Source organism: Geobacillus thermocatenulatus (assembly GCF_002217655.1).
GTDB classification, from domain to species: domain Bacteria; phylum Bacillota; class Bacilli; order Bacillales; family Anoxybacillaceae; genus Geobacillus; species Geobacillus thermocatenulatus.
The window spans coordinates 389,538-404,579 of the sequence record NZ_NEWK01000002.1; the positions used below are offsets into that span (position 1 = coordinate 389,538).

The following is a 15,042-nucleotide window of genomic DNA, read 5'->3' on the forward strand; positions in this document are numbered from 1 at the left end:
TTTTTGTTCCATTACGAACGCGTCCATTCGGCCGCCCCTCCCTCTTCGGACGGCGCCGCCGGCGACAGCCGCTGCGGCAATGGCCAATTCCACAAATCCAAATCGATGATATAGCGCGGCCGCCGTTTCGTTTCTTTGTAAATTTTCCCAATATATTCACCAATCAGCCCGAGCGCCATCAGCTGTAAGCCCCCTAACAGCCAAATAGACGTAATGAGCGACGTCCAACCCGTTTCCGTATGCCCGGCCCATTTGAGAAAAAGAAAATAGGCGCCAAACATCAAGCTGACGACAAACGAGAGAAATCCAACGAGCGAAATGAAACGGATCGGGGTGACGCTGAACGACGTCACGCCGTCAAGCGCAAAGGCGATCATTTTTTTCAGCGGATATTTTGTTTTCCCGGCCAGCCGCTCTTTTCGGTCATAATAGACCGTCGCCGACCGAAAGCCCAAAAGTGGAACGATGCCGCGCAAAAACAAGTTCACTTCCCCGAACTGTTCAAGCGCCTCGACCGCGCGCCGGCTCATCAGACGGTAGTCGGCATGGTTATACACGAGATCAACGCCAAACATCTTCATTAACCGATAAAATCCTTGGGCGGTATGGCGTTTAAACCACGTATCCGCATCGCGCCGCCGGCGCACGCCGTAGACGATGTCATAGCCTTCGCGAAACTTTTGCACAAATTCCCGAATCGCCGCTACATCATCTTGCAAATCGGCGTCGATCGAAATGAGGCAATCGGCATGCCTTTTCGCGGCGAACAGCCCAGCAAGCAACGCGTTTTGATGCCCGGCGTTATGCGCCAGTTTCAGCCCTTTCACTTCCGGGTGGCGCAAACTCGCTTTGTATATGATCTTCCATGTGTCATCACAGCTGCCGTCATCGACGAACAAAAGCGCGCTGTTGGATGAAATGAGCTGCTCTTCAATCAATTGTTCGCGCAACTCCCGTAAGCGGCGGATCGTCTCCGGCAGCACCTCTTCTTCGTTGTAACACGGCACAACAATAGCCAACGTCGGTTCGAACATGTCACCTTCCTCCCTCCGGCACGACTTTGTATAAATAGATGGTCCACGCGGACTCTTTGGAACGGAACACCCGCTCAAGGCTCAAGGCGTTTTCGCTGGCATTTTCAATCGGCAGCGCTGAAAAAATGTAGCGCCCGCCCATGTCATAAAACACGTTCGTGTTCAATTCCAAGTTGCGAATCGTCCGCTTCGAGTTTTTCTGAAACATATACCGCTTGCCCAGCTCATCGACGAACAAATAGCAGCGCCCGCCCCATTCATCGAAATACTGGCGCAGTTTTTTGTTTTTCGCGAGCTCCTTGGCGATAATAAGGCGAAACCGATGCTTGTATTCGAGCGGATAAAAGTTGTTGTACGTATCGAGCGTGTAAAAGCCGTTGTATTGAGCGATCGCCGGGTGGATTCCAATGCTCGCCACGCGGTATGAATGAACCGGGCGGCCGATATACTCACGAATGGCGGCAAACTGCTTTTCCGCGTAAAACTTGCGAAACGACGGCTTGTCGCGGTAGACGATTTCCTCATTGCATAAAGCAAGCACGACAAGCTGCAAGACAATGGCCGCCGCACCGACCGCCCGCCACCTTCGGCCTTCCTGCCAAAAAATTTTCAGCGCCAGTGCAAACAAGACGTAAATCACCATCGGACGCAAAAAGTGGTAGCGAGCGAAATTGAACTTATCGAGCAAATCGAACCGTTCGGTGAGCGGCAGCCATCCTTTGTAAAACCAAAACGCATACCATGTCGACAACGCGAAATTCAACCCGTGCAAAAGCAAAAACAGCTTCTCCCGCCGCCAGCTTTTCCGCTTCCATACTATATACAAGGCAACGAGCGTCACCGGCAAAATGACGAGCCCATGCACGGTCATGACGTGTGTATGGCCGAGCACATAGTTTTTGAACGTCAGCCGGATGACGCGCCAAAGCGGCAGACGAGCATGGAAATATTCGTCGCGGCTTGTCGGCTCATTGGAAAACAAGAGCGAATGGACAAGCCGGTAATCGACCGCCAAATAGAGCATCGTCATATAGACGATGGCCGCCAAAAACCGCCAATTCCACCTCTTGCCACGGATGACATCAATGAACCACCAAATCCCAAGCGCGCTCAAGAAAAAGAAAAATCCTAGCACGAAGCTCGAATAGAGCGGCAAGAACGTCAATACCGCCCAGTTCACCCATGAACGCTCGCCGTTGCGGATATTTAAAAACGCCCATAGCGCCAACGGCATCCCGAGCGTACTTAACATTCCCGATGGCCAAAACGGCGTCAAGGCAAACGTCAACGAAGAGCCGATGCGAATCCATCCCCAGCGCTCGCCCGGCAGCACATGCTTTTTCAGCAGAAGATACATGCCCACAAACGCGAACACGCGGGTGATGGCTTGGCTGAGCCCATAGGCGTAAATGGATGGAAACAGGGCGTGAAGCCAAACGATGCCGCTGAATTCCGTGCCGAACGCGTTGCGCGGCAGGCCGTTGATGATTTGCGGGATGACGCCATCGATCGGTCCGAACAGCTCACCGCTTCGAGTGAGCACCTTATACCAGGCGATGTTCGAATCCAAATTGTCGTGGACGCGCATATGCGCATCCTCGCCAAGCACAAAATACGGCGACACGTACAAAGCGATGACAACGAAAGAGAAGATCAGGAGTCGCTTTTCGATGGCCGGCACCTTTTCTCCTCCTTTCGCCCGGCTGATGTCTTTCCTTATTGTTCAACAAATGAGGAAAATTATTCATGATGATGGCAAAAAACGGACGGCAAACGAAAAACCGCCGTCGGCCGGGCGAAGCCGGATGACGGCGGTTTTCTATTCATCTTTTGAACAGCCTTTCGCAGGCAACACAACGTTGCCCAAAAAGCTGGTGATGGAACAAAAAAAACGCTCGGACCATGGAGATTTCGCTCTTGAACGCTCTCCACCTTCGATCAAAGGCGGGGAGGTGGTGGTGAAAGAAGGCAGATTTCGCTCTTGAACGCTCTCCACCTACGCTCACGCGTGGAAGTGTGGAGGCTTCTCGGTTCAGGATGATAAACAACCGCTTTTCCTCGCGTTGGCAACAACGATTTTGCAAAAAACGCTGTTTTGATCGACCTTGCAAACGGCGTCAAGCCGAGAACAGCGCCGCCGGATTGCCGATGAACATTTGCTCAAGCACTTCGTCGCGGACTCCTGCATTTTTCAGCGCGGGAATGAGGTTCACAAACAAATGCTCGACATGCCAATTTTTCATCATCTCGGCAAACGGCTCAGGCAGTTCAAACGGGCGGCCGAGCCAAACGTTGACCGTATCATGCGAAAGCATCATTCGATCCGCATATCCGTCGCGAAGCAGGGCAAGAAGCGTGTGAATCCGCTCCTCATCCGTCGGCGCGCCGACCATCCCTTGGATGCCGAAGCGGTCAAACGCGATGTAAACGCCGTAAGCAAGCGTCTTTCGATGATAGTCCGGGTCCGTGTTGCCGCACATATGGCCGATGACAATTTTTTTCGGATCGGCGCCATGCTCAAGCAAATAGGCGGCTTGTTCCGGCCCCATCGTTCCTTCTTGCGTATGGGTGATGATGACCGCGCCCGTCTCTTTTTGCGCGCGGGCGGCAGCGCGGAAGAACATCTTTTCGTACTCGGTGATGCGCCCTTTGCTCGAGGCGAGCTTGATGACACCCGCCTTGATTCCGGTATCGGCAATGCCTTCGGTCAATTCGGTCATGAACATATCATAAATGTCGTCCTCGGCCGTCCCGAGCAGCCGGCGGAATTGGAAATACGGCGGCGCTCCTTCTCCTTCATAATAGTAGCCGGTGGCGCAAATGATGTTCAGCCCCGTCTCTTCAGCGACTCGCCGCAAAAACGCCGGGTTGCGCCCGCAGTCGTTCGGCGTCGGATCAACGACCGTTTGAATGCCGTGCCGCTTCATCTTTTCCGCCGCTTCGACCGCGACGCGAAGCGCCTCGTCTTCCCCGAACGGGCCGCGCGTCACATCTCCTTGAAATCCCGGGTAGCCGAAGAGGAAATGCTCGTGGATGAGCGTTTTGCCAAGCTGTTCCACCGGCACCGGCCCAAGAACGGTTTCGACCGTCTTTGCCATTAGGCGTTCGCCCCTTTCCCCGCTTTTTCATATTCCTCTTCCTGCAATTTTCGCCAAAGCAACTTGCCGCTTGACGTCATCGGCAGCGACGAACGGAATTCGACGAGGCGCGGATATTTGTACGCCGCCATTTGCGTCTTGGACCATTCAATGATCTCTTCTTCCGTTACTTTGCCGACATACTCGTCATGAAGGACGATAAACGCCTTCACCGTTTCGCCGCGGCGCGGATCGGGCACGCCGACAACGCACGCCTGCTGAACAGCTGGATGTTTGTACAAAAGCGACTCGACTTCGGTCGGCCACACTTTGTATCCAGAAGCGTTGATCATCCGTTTGACTCGGTCGACGATGAAAAAGTAGCCTTCCTCATCCATCCGCCCGATGTCGCCGGTGCGGAAAAACCGCTTGCCGTCGAGCTCGATGAACGCTTCTTCCGTTTCTTTTTCACGCCGGTAATAGCCGCGGAACACTTGCGGACCACAAACGACGATCTCCCCGACTTCGCCGACGCCAAGCTCCCGCCCCGTCGCCGGGTCGATGATGCGTGCGTCGACGTCAAACGACGGAACGCCGAGACATTGCAATTTCGGCCGGTCCGGCGGATTGAAATGCGTCTGCGAAATCGTCTCCGTCAGCCCGTAGCCTTCAAAATAACGGACGCCGGTGAGCTGGAACAGCTTTTCCCCAACCGCTTCCGGCAGCGCCGCCCCGCCGCCGGAAATGCTCGAAAGCGAGGAAATGTCATACCGGCCAAGCGCCGGGTTGGCCAAAAAGTCAATCAGCATCGTGCTGATATTCACCCAATGGGTGCAGCGGTGCAATTCAATCAGCCGGGCGGCCGCGTCCCGATCCCAGCGCGTCATCAACACCATGGCGGCGCCGGCGAAAATCGGCGTATGCATGCTATGGACCATCCCCGTGACATGGAAAAACGGCAGCGTCGCCAAGGCGACGGAATCGCTCGTCACATCGCCCCAGTGGTAGGCGCCGACGATGTTGGCGTTCACCGTCCGGTGCGGGTGGATGCAGCCTTTTGGCACCCCGGTCGTCCCGGACGTGTACGGCAAGACGGCAATGTCATCAACATGGCCGTTGTATGGAAGCGGCAGCAATTGGGCGCCAAGGCAGTCCGCCCATAAAAGAACGCGCTCATCCCCAATGGCCCGCCGCGGCGCCGCCACTTCAGCCGGCAACGGCACCGGGGAATCATCGGACGCATAATCGGAATACGCGGCGACGATAAGATGTTCAAGCGGTGTCCGGCCGAGAAGCGGCGCCGCTTTGTCCAGCAGCTCTTGGCCAACGAGGCCGACTTTCGTCTCACAATCGTTCACATAAAAGGAAAGCTCATCTGAGGTGTTCATCGGGTTGATCGGCACGACAATGGCTTCGGCGCGCAAAATGGCATAGTAGGAGATGACAAACTGCGGAGAGTTTTGCATGTACAACAACACGCGGTCGCCCGGTTGGACGGACAGCTTTCGCTGGAGATAGCCGGCGAGCGCGTTGACGTCATCGAGCAGCTGCTTGTACGAATATGCCGCGCCGTAATAGTAAATCGCCGTTTTGTTCGGATAGCGCTTCGCTGTCGTTTCCAAATGGTCGACAAGCGTCGTCTCCGGCACGGCGAGCGTTTTCGAAAGCCGTTTCGGCCAATACGGATAATGTCTCGTATTCATTCCGCCCTCTCCTCCTTTTCGCGCGATCGTTCAATGCGGCAACCGCCGCGCAAGCATTGGATAGTTTTTTTTACTGACCGGTTGGTATATAGTTGGCTGTTTTTATTGTACACGCTTTCATTAATATTTTCAACAATTTTCCGAATATACAAAACAAAAACATACCGCCTACAGCAGGCGGCGCAGCACCGGCACGCACGCTGGCAGCGTTCCATCTCAATCAAAGACGAGCGCTTTGATGTCTGCTCCGTTCGCCCTCCGTTCCCCATCTTGCTCAAAGCCAAAGGGCTCCTAGTTCACCCTTTGGCTTTTGTTTTATTGGAATGCACATTCCACTCACACCGCTGTTTCCCGTCCTTTGCCCGAGTCACGGACATCTAAGAGAGCAGGCGGATAAGGAGCAAAATATCGTTGTTGCAGCAAATACTCATTTTCTTCGCGAATGGCCCATGATTTCAAGACGCTTGTCACACTGCTGAGCGGCAGCTGCTGCGCCCGGTATTGCCCCAGCAGTTCCAAAACATATTGTTTTTCTTTCGCCGACATCTCGTTTTTGAAATAGCCCATCAAATGTTGGCAAACGTTCACATGGGAGCGGCGCTGTGGAGCGCGGGCAAATAACATATGCAATCCTTGTTCATACTGATCAAGCACCTGTTCAACCGGGAGGCGGTCGCGATTCGCCACCAAGCGGCCCAGCTGTTTCAGCCACGTTTGACTGTACGCCATCAATAAATATTTATGTTCAGAATGAAATTGCACGAGCGCTTTCATGGACTGCTCCGCTTTCACTTCACGAAATAAGGCGAGCGAAAACAACTTGGTTAAAAAGTGTTCGCGAATAGCTGCATTCGTCAAGCGTCCCTCTTCCTCTACGACCGCTTGAGGAAAGCGCTCGAATACATGATCGGCGAACAGCCCTGCTCCTTTCTCGATGACCATGCTGCTGTCAGCATCGCCATACACTTTGACATCTTTGATCCCACACGTCGGAGAACGGCTTTTCAAAATGAATCCATCGATTTCTCCGATTTGGTCGAAGAACGAGGCGGCAAATGCCTTCATTTCCTTCGTCCAATCTCGATTGGCCGATGGCTGCACAAGCCGCTTTTCCTCGCCATGTTTCACAAGCCGAACCGTCTCCCGCGGAACCCCGAGGCCAATGGCCACTTCGGGGCATACAGGAACAAGCCGAGCAAACTCCCCCAACCGAAAGACAAATGAATTGTGAATGATATCGCCGTTGTATCGGCAGGCGGAAAAGCCGAGGCATTCGCTGACCACCACTGTCGGAATGGCGTAATGCATCTTTCTTCTCCTTTCTCGTTCCGTCATCTCTCTTTGTTATTGTAACCAATTGAAGACCGACTGTCATGAAGGCCGTTTCATTGAGCCAGTCAAAAAATCGGTAGTAAGTTAGAAGAAGCAATAAACAGCTCCAAATAAAAACAGCGCCCTAAGCGAGTTTCCTGCTTAAGGCGCTTATTCGGCAGCTGCTGCATGGCAGTGCACACGCCCATATACGCCACTAAAGAAGACGGCAAGGGCGGCAAATATGGAGTTCCCGCTTTCTTCATCGTCTTTCCTCTCCGCGCGGCGCCTGAATGGCGATTCCTTCGTTTTGCAAGGCTTGATAGAGCCGCTTGGCAAATCGCACCGCCTGTTCATTGTCGCCATGGAGACAGACGGTGTCGGCTTCAATCGCCACGTCCGTCCCTTGCACCGAGCGAACGCGCTGGTCGCGGATCATCATAAGCACTTGCGTGACCGCTTCGTCTTCATCCGCGATGATGGCGCGCGGATCGCTTCTTGGGGTGAGCGAACCATCCTCCTGATACGTCCGATCGGCGAACACTTCGCTCGCTGTCCGCAAGCCGTAGGCGCGGCCCGCGCGGACGAGCTCGCTCCCTGCCAAACCGTACAAGATAAGCGACGGGTCAACATCGCGCACCGCTTTGGCGATCGCTTCAGCCAACGCCGCGTCTTTCGCCGCCATATTGTACAAGGCGCCATGCGGCTTCACATGGGTCATCGTCCCGCCTTCCGCCTTGACAAAAGCCACAAGTGCGCCGATTTGGTAAACAACGTACGCATACACTTCTTCGGGCGAAACCGCCATCGCCCGCCGCCCAAACCCGAGCAAGTCAGGAAAACCCGGATGGGCGCCGATGGCAACGCCATGCTGGATGGCGAGCTGCACCGTCCGCCGCATGACGAGCGGGTCGCCGGCGTGAAACCCACAGGCGATGTTGACAGAAGTTACGTATGATAAGATTTCTTCCTGTCCAAGCCTATACACCCCAAAGCTTTCGCCGAAATCGCAATTCAAATCAATCGTCCTCACCGTTCTCCCTCCCATTGACGGCGAATGGCCGCAACCCACTGAGCCAGCCGTTGCTGTTGTTCCCTATAAAGCCACATCGCTTCTTCCGGCCTGATCGGCTGAAATTGGATGAAGTCACCCGGGCGAGCCTGCGCAAGAATCGGCAAATCCACAGCCGCGACTTGGGCGATGCGCGGGTAACCGCCGGTTGTCTGGCTGTCCGCCATCAATACGATCGGCTGGCCGGACGCGGGTACTTGCACCGTGCCGAAAACGACCGCTTCCGAGACCATCTCCCGCTCGCGCACAAGCGCCAACGTTGGACCGGAAAGCCGATAGCCGATCCGATCGGACTGCGTCGTCACCTCATAGCGGGCAGCGAAAAACTGGCGGCGGCTCGCTGGCGTAAATTCGTCATACTCCGGACCGGGAACCGCACGCACCGTTTTCGTTTTCCCACCAATATAGCGGCGGGCGGCCGAAGCAAGCCCCCAACGCATCCGGCCGATAACACGATGCCCGTGAGTAACGCCGACCGGCAGTGCATCGCCCCGCTGCAACGGGCGGCCAGAAAGCCCGCCAAGCTGGGCTGGAACGTACGTGGAACGGCTGCCCATCACGGGCGGGACGTCGATGCCGCCTGATACAGCGATATACGCCCGAAACCCCGTCCGGCACACCCCAACTTCGAGCACATCACCCGGCTCGACAGCCATCGGCTTCCAAAGGGCAAACGGCCGTCCATTGAGCGTACACGGGAAATCGCCGCCGCATACCGCCACGACGGCCTTAACGCCGAATCGAAGCGTCGGTCCAGCCATCGTTGCCTCAAGCACCGCCTCATCACCGTTGTTTCCGACAAGCGCATTAGCCAGGCGATACGCCCACACATCCATCACCCCGCCCGCCGGCACGCCGGCATGCCGGTAGCCAAAACGTCCGCCATCTTGCACGGTTGTAAACAACCCAGCCTCGATGACATCAATCATGTTCCTCGCTCCAACGTGCAAATTCATCAGCCCCAATCGGCTGAAACACGACAATATCGCCAGCCGCAAGCAAACTTGGCTTCTCTCGGTGCGGGTCAAACAGCCTCAGCGGCGTTCGGCCGATCAGTTGCCAGCCGCCCGGCGTCGCAAGCGGGTAGACGCCCGTCTGTCCGCCGGCGATACCGACCGAACCGGCCGGCACTTTTGTGCGCGGCACCGGCCGCCTTGGCGTCGCCAAGCGCGGCGACAATCCTCCTAAATAGGCAAATCCAGGAGAAAAGCCGATCATATAAACTCGGTAGCGTCCGGCCGAATGGAGCGCTACCACTTCGTCTTCTGTCATCCCATGGAAACGAGCGACATCCGGCAAATCCGGACCGAATTCGCCGCCGTAACAGACGGGAATGACGACCGTCCGCGCCGAACGCTGCACCGCTTGTTCAGACCGCCTGATGTTTTTCCTTAGCCATGCGCCTATGCCGATGTAATCGATCACCAATGGATCATAGTAGATGGTGAGCGACGAAAACGCCGGCACGATCTCCTCGATGCCTTCTTTTCGCTTGGCCTGAAGCCGGGCGGTCGTGTGGTGGACGATGTCATTCACGTCCTCGTCAATGTGGTCTGAAAATCGGATCGTCACCGCATATTCGCATAATGGAAACAACGTATACTCCACCGTCATCCCTGCCTCCGAAAGCCGAGTTCGCGCGAAATGTCCATCGCCGCCTGCCGAAGCAACGGAACGATGCGCGCCACATCATCCGGCAAAAAACGCTGTTCCGGGCCGGCGACACTCAGCCCGGCGATGGCCGCGCCTTCATGGTTAAAAATCGGCACAGCCACAGCCGCCGAATAGTTTTCCAGCTCAGAATAGCTGACCGTATAGCCCCGTTTCCGATCTTCTTCCAACTGCCGACGCAACGCCTGCTTGTCCGTTACGGTATTTTTGGCGATTTTGACAAGTTTTGTTCGTTCCAAATAGCGTGCTTGCTCTTTTTCGTCCATAAAGGCCAGCAAAGCGCGCGGGCACGCGCCGGCGTACAGCGGCGCGCGCCGTCCGACTTTCGTATAGACGCGCACCGGCTCGGACGTCTCGACTTTTTCAATATAGAGCGCCTCATCACCGTCGCGGATGACAAGATTCACCGCTTCGTTCGTCGCTTCTTTCAGCCGCTCCATCACCGGCAGCGCCACCCGGCGAATATCAAGCCGCTCAGCAACGAGCGACCCAAACGTCAACAATGCCAAACCGAGTTCATAGTGATCGCCCCGCTTTTGCAAAAAGCCAAGCGCGACAAGCGACTGCGCCATCCGGTATACCGATGTTTTCGGCATCTGAAGCCGTTCGACCATCTCTGGCAAAGTCAACCGTTCGCAGTCGAGAAACAAATCAAGCAGTTCTTTTGTTTTTAACACCGTTTTGTTCATCATTGCCCCTCAATTCCGAATATCAGAATATTAATTCCAAAATACGGCCTATATATTCTTATTATAATGAAAAGTATGACAATTTTCCACCCCCAAAATGAAAAGCGTCTGCTGAACAGACGCCGTTGGATTCAACTCGATAAGCGTTTTGAAAACACATAACTGACTTTTGCATATTCCATTTTTTCCTCATAAAAGCGATGGGCGTCTATCCGTTGCAGGCCGGACGACAGCGAAACAATCCCGTAGCCGTGCTCCCTCGCCCACTCGTGCACATAGGACAACAACGCCTTTCCATATCCTTTTGAACGTTCGCTCGAAGCGGTAACCAAATCGCACACCCAAATAAAGCGGCCGTTATAGAGCGTGATCATCGGCATGAATCCGACAACCGCAACCATTTTGTCCTGATCATATAACGCCACAAGCTGATACCCTTCTTGTTCTTGCGCTTCCCGCACGAGCGCCGTGTAGGTTTCCTCATCCAAATGGGTGCGCAGCTCACGCATCACCGGAAAGGCGCTTCTCACTTCTTCCTCCGTTTCAAGCCAAACGAATCGCGGCACGATTCCCCTCTCCCTTCTTCTATTTCTACATTCATGATATCAATATTTGTCCAAAAATGGAACTGCCTCCTTTCCGCAACGTTGATCATCGTTTCGAAAGAAGACTCTCGCTTCAAACGCGTAAAGGTCGCAGCCCAGCGATCAGCGGAAGCTGAATGTCGGCTGATAAACCAACCATTACAGCCGCAGGCGCAAATACGGCTTCAGCGTTGAAAATGGGATCGAGAATTCGCAAATGCCGGCGGTGTAAGGGGCTATTTCATACAGCCCATACGCCAGCCGGTCATCGCAAACCGGCAGGAATCGTGTTCATCCCCCATTGTCCCTTTCAATGGGCCGGTTGATCACGTCAGCGAAGCAAGCACAGCCGGCAAGGCATCCACAACGTCCGACGCCAATACATCCCAGGACGAATGACCGTGTTGAACAAGCCAATCAGCAGCCTTTCCATGCACGAACACTGCATTGCTCACCGCCGGCTGCACCGCCTCATGCTGCAGCAAAAACCCCGCCACGATGCCCGTCAACACGTCGCCGCTGCCGCCTTTCGCCAACGCCGGGTTGCCGGTCGTGTTGACATATTGCGATCCATCCGGCGCCGTCACAATCGTATACGGCCCTTTCAACACGACATACACGCCATATTCCATCGCCAACCGCTTCGACACGCCAAACCGGTCGCGTTCCACCTCGCTGACCGGGCGGCGAAGGAGGCGCGCCATCTCCCCCGGATGCGGCGTGATCACCGTCGGCGCGCTCCGTTCGCGCACCAGCTCGGCGTAGTCGCCCCAAAAAAACAAGGCATCGGCGTCGATGACAAGCGGCACCGGCTGGCGCACAAGCTCATTGACCAAGCGGCGAACCCCTTCCGTCCGGCCCATCCCTGGGCCGACCGCGATCGCATCGATCTCAAGCCCATCCCAATCGGCCGCGCCGGCAAACGCGCCGCCCTCGGCCGGCCATAATCGACACATCGCCTCCGGCACGCGGTTGGCGACCGCCTCATACATCGTTTCCGGAACGGCGATCGTCACCAGCCCCGCCCCGCTGCGAAGCGCCGCCTTCGCGGCGAGTGTCACCGCGCCGGCCATCGCCTTGGACCCGCCGACTACAAGCAGCTTGCCGTATGTTCCTTTATGCGACGCTTGCTGGCGCTTCGGCATCGTCTTTATGACATCGCGCATTTCCCATACAAACCGGGCGGCCGCCTTCGCCTGCACCGCCGCCGGCGGAATGCCGATATCCACGACGGTGAGCTCTCCGTAATAATCGGCCGCCGGGAACGTGTACGCCCCTAGTTTCGGGCATTGGATCGTGAGCGTGACATCAGCGCGGACCGCCGTGCCGGCTTCCCCGCCGTCCGCCGGCACCCCGCTCGGCACGTCAATCGCATAAACGACCGCGGGCGAACGGTTCACTTGTTCAATGATTTCTTTGTACGGCGGGCGCACGTCCCCTTTGACGCCGATGCCAAGCAAGGCGTCAATGATGATGTCATAATGCGGCAAGAGCGCCGCCAACTCTCGCTCTTTTCCTTCATAAGCGATCCATGCATAACCGGACCGCTCGTACACCTCAAGCGCCGTGCGCGCCGCCCCTTTCACCTTTTCCTTTGGCGGAACGAGCCAGACATCGGTTTCATAGCCATAACTTTTCAACATGCGCGCGATGACGAACCCATCGCCGCCGTTGTTGCCCGACCCGGCAAGCACCGCCACCTTGGCGGCGCGCGGAATCCGCTCCTTCAGCGTCCAAAACAGCGCCTGTCCGGCGTTTTCCATCAATGAATCAGCGCTGATGCCGATCCGCTCCGTCACTTCTCGATCGATGGCGTACATTTCTTCAGCCGTGACGATCGGAATCATATCCGTTGCCCCTTTCGATTGTTCTTCCCATATATATGAATTGTACAATTTTACCAGGAAACTTCGCAAAAGAATACAACTTAGATCTTTCAGAGGTCATCGTTGCGCCGACCGCCCCGATGGGCATTTACTCGAACAAATTCAAATCTCACCAACATCTGCCGCCTTGCGGGCGGATGTTTCTTTTATTTAGGGTCAAGCCTTGCCGGAACAGCCGGCGGCTACGTCTGGACGCATTTCCATTGGAGCGGCGTCATCGCTTTTGTCATCGCACTCCTCGCCCTGTCCGGCCCGCTCATCTTCTATGCAGAAAAACGACGGCCATCGCCTTTGCGATGACCGCCGCCTCCGTCATGATTGCCCCGCGATCACTCGCAGCCCAAACTGCAGGCAATCGTCACAAATGGCCGCCAGCGGACCTTTGGCCAGCCTTGGCTTTTCTTTGAGACAAAACGAGCAACGCTCGCTGGAATCGGCTTGCGTTTCATCCATCAACTCCTCCTCCAGCTTTTCAAGAGAAAAGACGGCAATCGCTTCATACACATTGTCGACCAAATCGTCGTCGATGTACGCGCATTTTCCCTCCCACCGCAATGCCACGAGCTTGGCTGCTACTGCCATGCCTTCGTAAAATCGACGGCGGGCTTCTTCCTCGCTTTGTTCCGCTTCGACTGCCAAATCATCGGCGAACTGCTCAAGCGCCGCAGCCGTGCATTGTTCGAGCCACCGTTTTGTTTCGTTCGCCATGCCATTTCCCCTCCCTCATTTCTTTCTCTTTTCAATACGACAAACAAACATGTTTTCCTTCTTTACCGCGGCAATTCATCAAGAAAACGGGCTCGCAGTTCAGGGGGCGGCAGCTGGCAATGATCGTGCTTCGGCGCGAGACGATGCCGACGTTTCGCGATCTGATCATACATATGATCACGCCACAGCCGCGGAACGAGAAATCCGACGGCCGCCAGCCAATTCCACGGCCAGGCTAGACGTCGTCCGATGCGTAACACGGCATCCGATTTGACATAATAGCAGCCGTCTTCAATAAGGACGACCGTGTCTCCTCCCGGCGCGCCCATCATTCCCAACAACACCCGCCCGACAGCGCTCTGTTGTCCGGCAAAGCGAAACACCGCCTTTCGGTCGCGGGCGGCGATCCAATATACACTCGCATGGCAAAACAAACAGTCGCCGTCAAACAAAATGACTGGGTGCATTCGATTCCCCCATTCATCGGCTGTGAACCGGCTCGATGCAAGCGCTCACATCATTTTTTGGCGAGTTGACAAGCGGCGAAACTTCGTACATCTGCATTTGCTCTTTCGGATACGGCTGCAGCAACGATTTCAAATACTCGCTGTCATCAAAGCTTGCATCAAGCCAGTCGTCATACCGCTCGGGAGGCAATATGACCGGCATCCGGTCGTGAATGGGGGCGATGAGCTCGTTCGCCCTCGTCGTCATGATCGTGCACGTCTCAAGCGGCCCGCTCGGCCCTTTCCAGCGCTCCCACAGTCCGGCAAAGGCAAATGGCTCGCCCGTTTTGAGGGTAAACCGGTACGGCACTTTTTTCGTTCCTTCCTTTTTCCATTCGAAAAATCCATCGGCTAAAATCAAACAGCGCCGCCGTTTGAACGCATGGCGGAAACTCGCCTTTTCATCGACCGTTTCCGCCCGAGCGTTGATCATCTTGGCGCCGATGCGGGCATCTTTCGCCCAAAACGGCACAAGCCCCCAGCGCATCATTTTTCCGACTCTTTCTCCCTCCTCGGTGACGATGGCCAACACATCTTGACCCGGGGCGATGTTGAACCGGGGCGCGAGCAGGCCTTGATAACGGAAGTGAAACCGCTCCTGCAACGCCAACAAATCAACCGTTAAGGTAAACCGTCCGCACATGCTTTTCCCCCTTCTTCTCATTAGCTCGATAGAAGCAGACCATCTTCCACCTTCTAACTGTCAACAACGCATTGGAGCAAAAACGAATGTTTCACCATCTTTCTAGATGATTCCATTCCTTTCCTTATCAGTTTACAAAAAAAGCAGCCGGAAGGGAA

17 protein-coding genes and 1 pseudogene are annotated in these 15,042 nt (G+C 55.4%); 2 read left to right on the forward strand and 16 right to left on the reverse strand.

From position 1 onward, the window contains the following. Positions 1 to 11 precede the first annotated feature (11 nt). On the reverse strand, positions 12 to 1,034 hold the full coding sequence (locus B9L19_RS10860; RefSeq protein WP_025950075.1) for a glycosyltransferase family 2 protein: 1,023 nt from the start codon (positions 1,032 to 1,034) through the stop codon (positions 12 to 14). A 1-nt stretch (position 1,035) separates the two neighbouring features. After that, complete coding sequence (locus tag B9L19_RS10865) at positions 1,036 to 2,715, reverse strand: DUF6044 family protein (protein WP_025950076.1); 1,680 nt, start codon at positions 2,713 to 2,715, stop codon at positions 1,036 to 1,038. Between B9L19_RS10865 and B9L19_RS10870 the strand changes: the two genes are divergently transcribed. After that, positions 2,705 to 3,019 (forward strand): hypothetical protein, encoded by a 315-nt coding sequence (locus B9L19_RS10870; RefSeq protein WP_141104720.1) that lies wholly within the window; start codon positions 2,705 to 2,707, stop codon positions 3,017 to 3,019. The two genes, B9L19_RS10865 and B9L19_RS10870, sit on opposite strands and share 11 nt — an antisense overlap. A 132-nt stretch (positions 3,020 to 3,151) precedes the next feature. Here the strand turns inward: B9L19_RS10870 and B9L19_RS10875 are convergent, their stop codons facing one another. The 11 genes from B9L19_RS10875 to B9L19_RS10930 all read right to left on the reverse strand — a co-directional run bounded on the left by B9L19_RS10875 (position 3,152) and on the right by B9L19_RS10930 (position 12,988). Beyond that, positions 3,152 to 4,132 (reverse strand): phosphotriesterase family protein, encoded by a 981-nt coding sequence (locus B9L19_RS10875; protein WP_025950078.1) that lies wholly within the window; start codon positions 4,130 to 4,132, stop codon positions 3,152 to 3,154. Continuing rightward, on the reverse strand, positions 4,132 to 5,814 hold the full coding sequence (locus B9L19_RS10880) for a long-chain fatty acid--CoA ligase (protein ID WP_025950079.1): 1,683 nt from the start codon (positions 5,812 to 5,814) through the stop codon (positions 4,132 to 4,134). Before B9L19_RS10880 ends, B9L19_RS10875 begins: the two co-directional genes overlap by 1 nt. A 336-nt stretch (positions 5,815 to 6,150) precedes the next feature. After that, positions 6,151 to 7,122: a YbgA family protein gene (locus tag B9L19_RS10890; RefSeq protein WP_047753214.1), complete on the reverse strand. Its 972-nt coding sequence runs from the start codon at positions 7,120 to 7,122 to the stop codon at positions 6,151 to 6,153. Between the two features lie 89 nt (positions 7,123 to 7,211). Next, positions 7,212 to 7,391 carry a hypothetical protein gene (locus tag B9L19_RS10895; RefSeq protein ID WP_075261384.1) on the reverse strand — a complete coding sequence of 60 codons (180 nt, stop codon included), beginning with the start codon at positions 7,389 to 7,391 and terminating at the stop codon, positions 7,212 to 7,214. Then, on the reverse strand, positions 7,388 to 8,158 hold the full coding sequence (locus B9L19_RS10900; protein ID WP_025950081.1) for a 5-oxoprolinase subunit PxpA: 771 nt from the start codon (positions 8,156 to 8,158) through the stop codon (positions 7,388 to 7,390). Before B9L19_RS10900 ends, B9L19_RS10895 begins: the two co-directional genes overlap by 4 nt. Then, positions 8,155 to 9,126 (reverse strand): 5-oxoprolinase subunit C family protein, encoded by a 972-nt coding sequence (locus B9L19_RS10905; protein ID WP_025950082.1) that lies wholly within the window; start codon positions 9,124 to 9,126, stop codon positions 8,155 to 8,157. Before B9L19_RS10905 ends, B9L19_RS10900 begins: the two co-directional genes overlap by 4 nt. After that, complete coding sequence (pxpB, locus tag B9L19_RS10910; protein ID WP_047753215.1) at positions 9,119 to 9,811, reverse strand: 5-oxoprolinase subunit PxpB; 693 nt, start codon at positions 9,809 to 9,811, stop codon at positions 9,119 to 9,121. Before pxpB ends, B9L19_RS10905 begins: the two co-directional genes overlap by 8 nt. Then, positions 9,808 to 10,557 (reverse strand): IclR family transcriptional regulator, encoded by a 750-nt coding sequence (locus B9L19_RS10915; protein ID WP_047753216.1) that lies wholly within the window; start codon positions 10,555 to 10,557, stop codon positions 9,808 to 9,810. Before B9L19_RS10915 ends, pxpB begins: the two co-directional genes overlap by 4 nt. 131 nt (positions 10,558 to 10,688) lie before the next feature. Next, positions 10,689 to 11,123, reverse strand: a complete 435-nt coding sequence (locus tag B9L19_RS10920; RefSeq protein ID WP_033016602.1) for a GNAT family N-acetyltransferase — start codon at positions 11,121 to 11,123, stop codon at positions 10,689 to 10,691. A 177-nt stretch (positions 11,124 to 11,300) separates the two neighbouring features. Next, a complete protein-coding gene (locus B9L19_RS10925; RefSeq protein WP_080706552.1) occupies positions 11,301 to 11,423 on the reverse strand; it encodes an RsiV family protein in 123 nt (40 codons plus the stop codon). A 44-nt stretch (positions 11,424 to 11,467) separates the two neighbouring features. Then, positions 11,468 to 12,988, reverse strand: a complete 1,521-nt coding sequence (locus tag B9L19_RS10930) for a bifunctional ADP-dependent NAD(P)H-hydrate dehydratase/NAD(P)H-hydrate epimerase (protein WP_047753217.1) — start codon at positions 12,986 to 12,988, stop codon at positions 11,468 to 11,470. 59 nt (positions 12,989 to 13,047) lie between these two features. On the opposite strand from B9L19_RS10930, the pseudogene B9L19_RS19825 reads away from it, so the two are divergent. Continuing rightward, positions 13,048 to 13,137, forward strand: a pseudogene (locus B9L19_RS19825) (MetQ/NlpA family ABC transporter substrate-binding protein); the annotation flags it as partial. A 202-nt stretch (positions 13,138 to 13,339) separates the two neighbouring features. Here the strand turns inward: B9L19_RS19825 and B9L19_RS10940 are convergent. The 3 genes from B9L19_RS10940 to B9L19_RS10950 form a co-directional block, all read right to left on the reverse strand. Continuing rightward, entirely contained in the window at positions 13,340 to 13,735 is a 396-nt protein-coding gene (locus B9L19_RS10940; RefSeq protein ID WP_025950088.1) for a hypothetical protein, read from the reverse strand. A gap of 62 nt (positions 13,736 to 13,797) precedes the next feature. Beyond that, entirely contained in the window at positions 13,798 to 14,202 is a 405-nt protein-coding gene (locus B9L19_RS10945; protein WP_025950089.1) for a thiol-disulfide oxidoreductase DCC family protein, read from the reverse strand. A 13-nt stretch (positions 14,203 to 14,215) separates the two neighbouring features. Next, positions 14,216 to 14,884 carry an SOS response-associated peptidase gene (locus tag B9L19_RS10950; protein ID WP_025950090.1) on the reverse strand — a complete coding sequence of 223 codons (669 nt, stop codon included), beginning with the start codon at positions 14,882 to 14,884 and terminating at the stop codon, positions 14,216 to 14,218. Positions 14,885 to 15,042 lie beyond the last annotated feature (158 nt).

Excerpts from the sequence above, each read along its gene's own strand:
- B9L19_RS10875 (WP_025950078.1), bottom strand. The coding sequence starts at position 4,132 with ATGGCAAAGACGGTCGAAACCGTTCTTGGGCCGGTGCCGGTGGAACAG.
- B9L19_RS10880 (WP_025950079.1), bottom strand. The coding sequence starts at position 5,814 with ATGAATACGAGACATTATCCGTATTGGCCGAAACGGCTTTCGAAAACG.
- B9L19_RS10950 (WP_025950090.1), bottom strand. The coding sequence starts at position 14,884 with ATGTGCGGACGGTTTACCTTAACGGTTGATTTGTTGGCGTTGCAGGAG.
- B9L19_RS10870 (WP_141104720.1), top strand. The coding sequence starts at position 2,705 with ATGGCCGGCACCTTTTCTCCTCCTTTCGCCCGGCTGATGTCTTTCCTT.
- B9L19_RS10895 (WP_075261384.1), bottom strand. The coding sequence starts at position 7,391 with ATGAAGAAAGCGGGAACTCCATATTTGCCGCCCTTGCCGTCTTCTTTA.
- B9L19_RS10945 (WP_025950089.1), bottom strand. The coding sequence starts at position 14,202 with ATGCACCCAGTCATTTTGTTTGACGGCGACTGTTTGTTTTGCCATGCG.
- B9L19_RS10890 (WP_047753214.1), bottom strand. The coding sequence starts at position 7,122 with ATGCATTACGCCATTCCGACAGTGGTGGTCAGCGAATGCCTCGGCTTT.
- B9L19_RS10905 (WP_025950082.1), bottom strand. The coding sequence starts at position 9,126 with ATGATTGATGTCATCGAGGCTGGGTTGTTTACAACCGTGCAAGATGGC.
- pxpB (WP_047753215.1), bottom strand. The coding sequence starts at position 9,811 with ATGACGGTGGAGTATACGTTGTTTCCATTATGCGAATATGCGGTGACG.
- B9L19_RS10915 (WP_047753216.1), bottom strand. The coding sequence starts at position 10,557 with ATGAACAAAACGGTGTTAAAAACAAAAGAACTGCTTGATTTGTTTCTC.
- B9L19_RS10940 (WP_025950088.1), bottom strand. The coding sequence starts at position 13,735 with ATGGCGAACGAAACAAAACGGTGGCTCGAACAATGCACGGCTGCGGCG.
- B9L19_RS10860 (WP_025950075.1), bottom strand. The coding sequence starts at position 1,034 with ATGTTCGAACCGACGTTGGCTATTGTTGTGCCGTGTTACAACGAAGAA.
- B9L19_RS10930 (WP_047753217.1), bottom strand. The coding sequence starts at position 12,988 with ATGATTCCGATCGTCACGGCTGAAGAAATGTACGCCATCGATCGAGAA.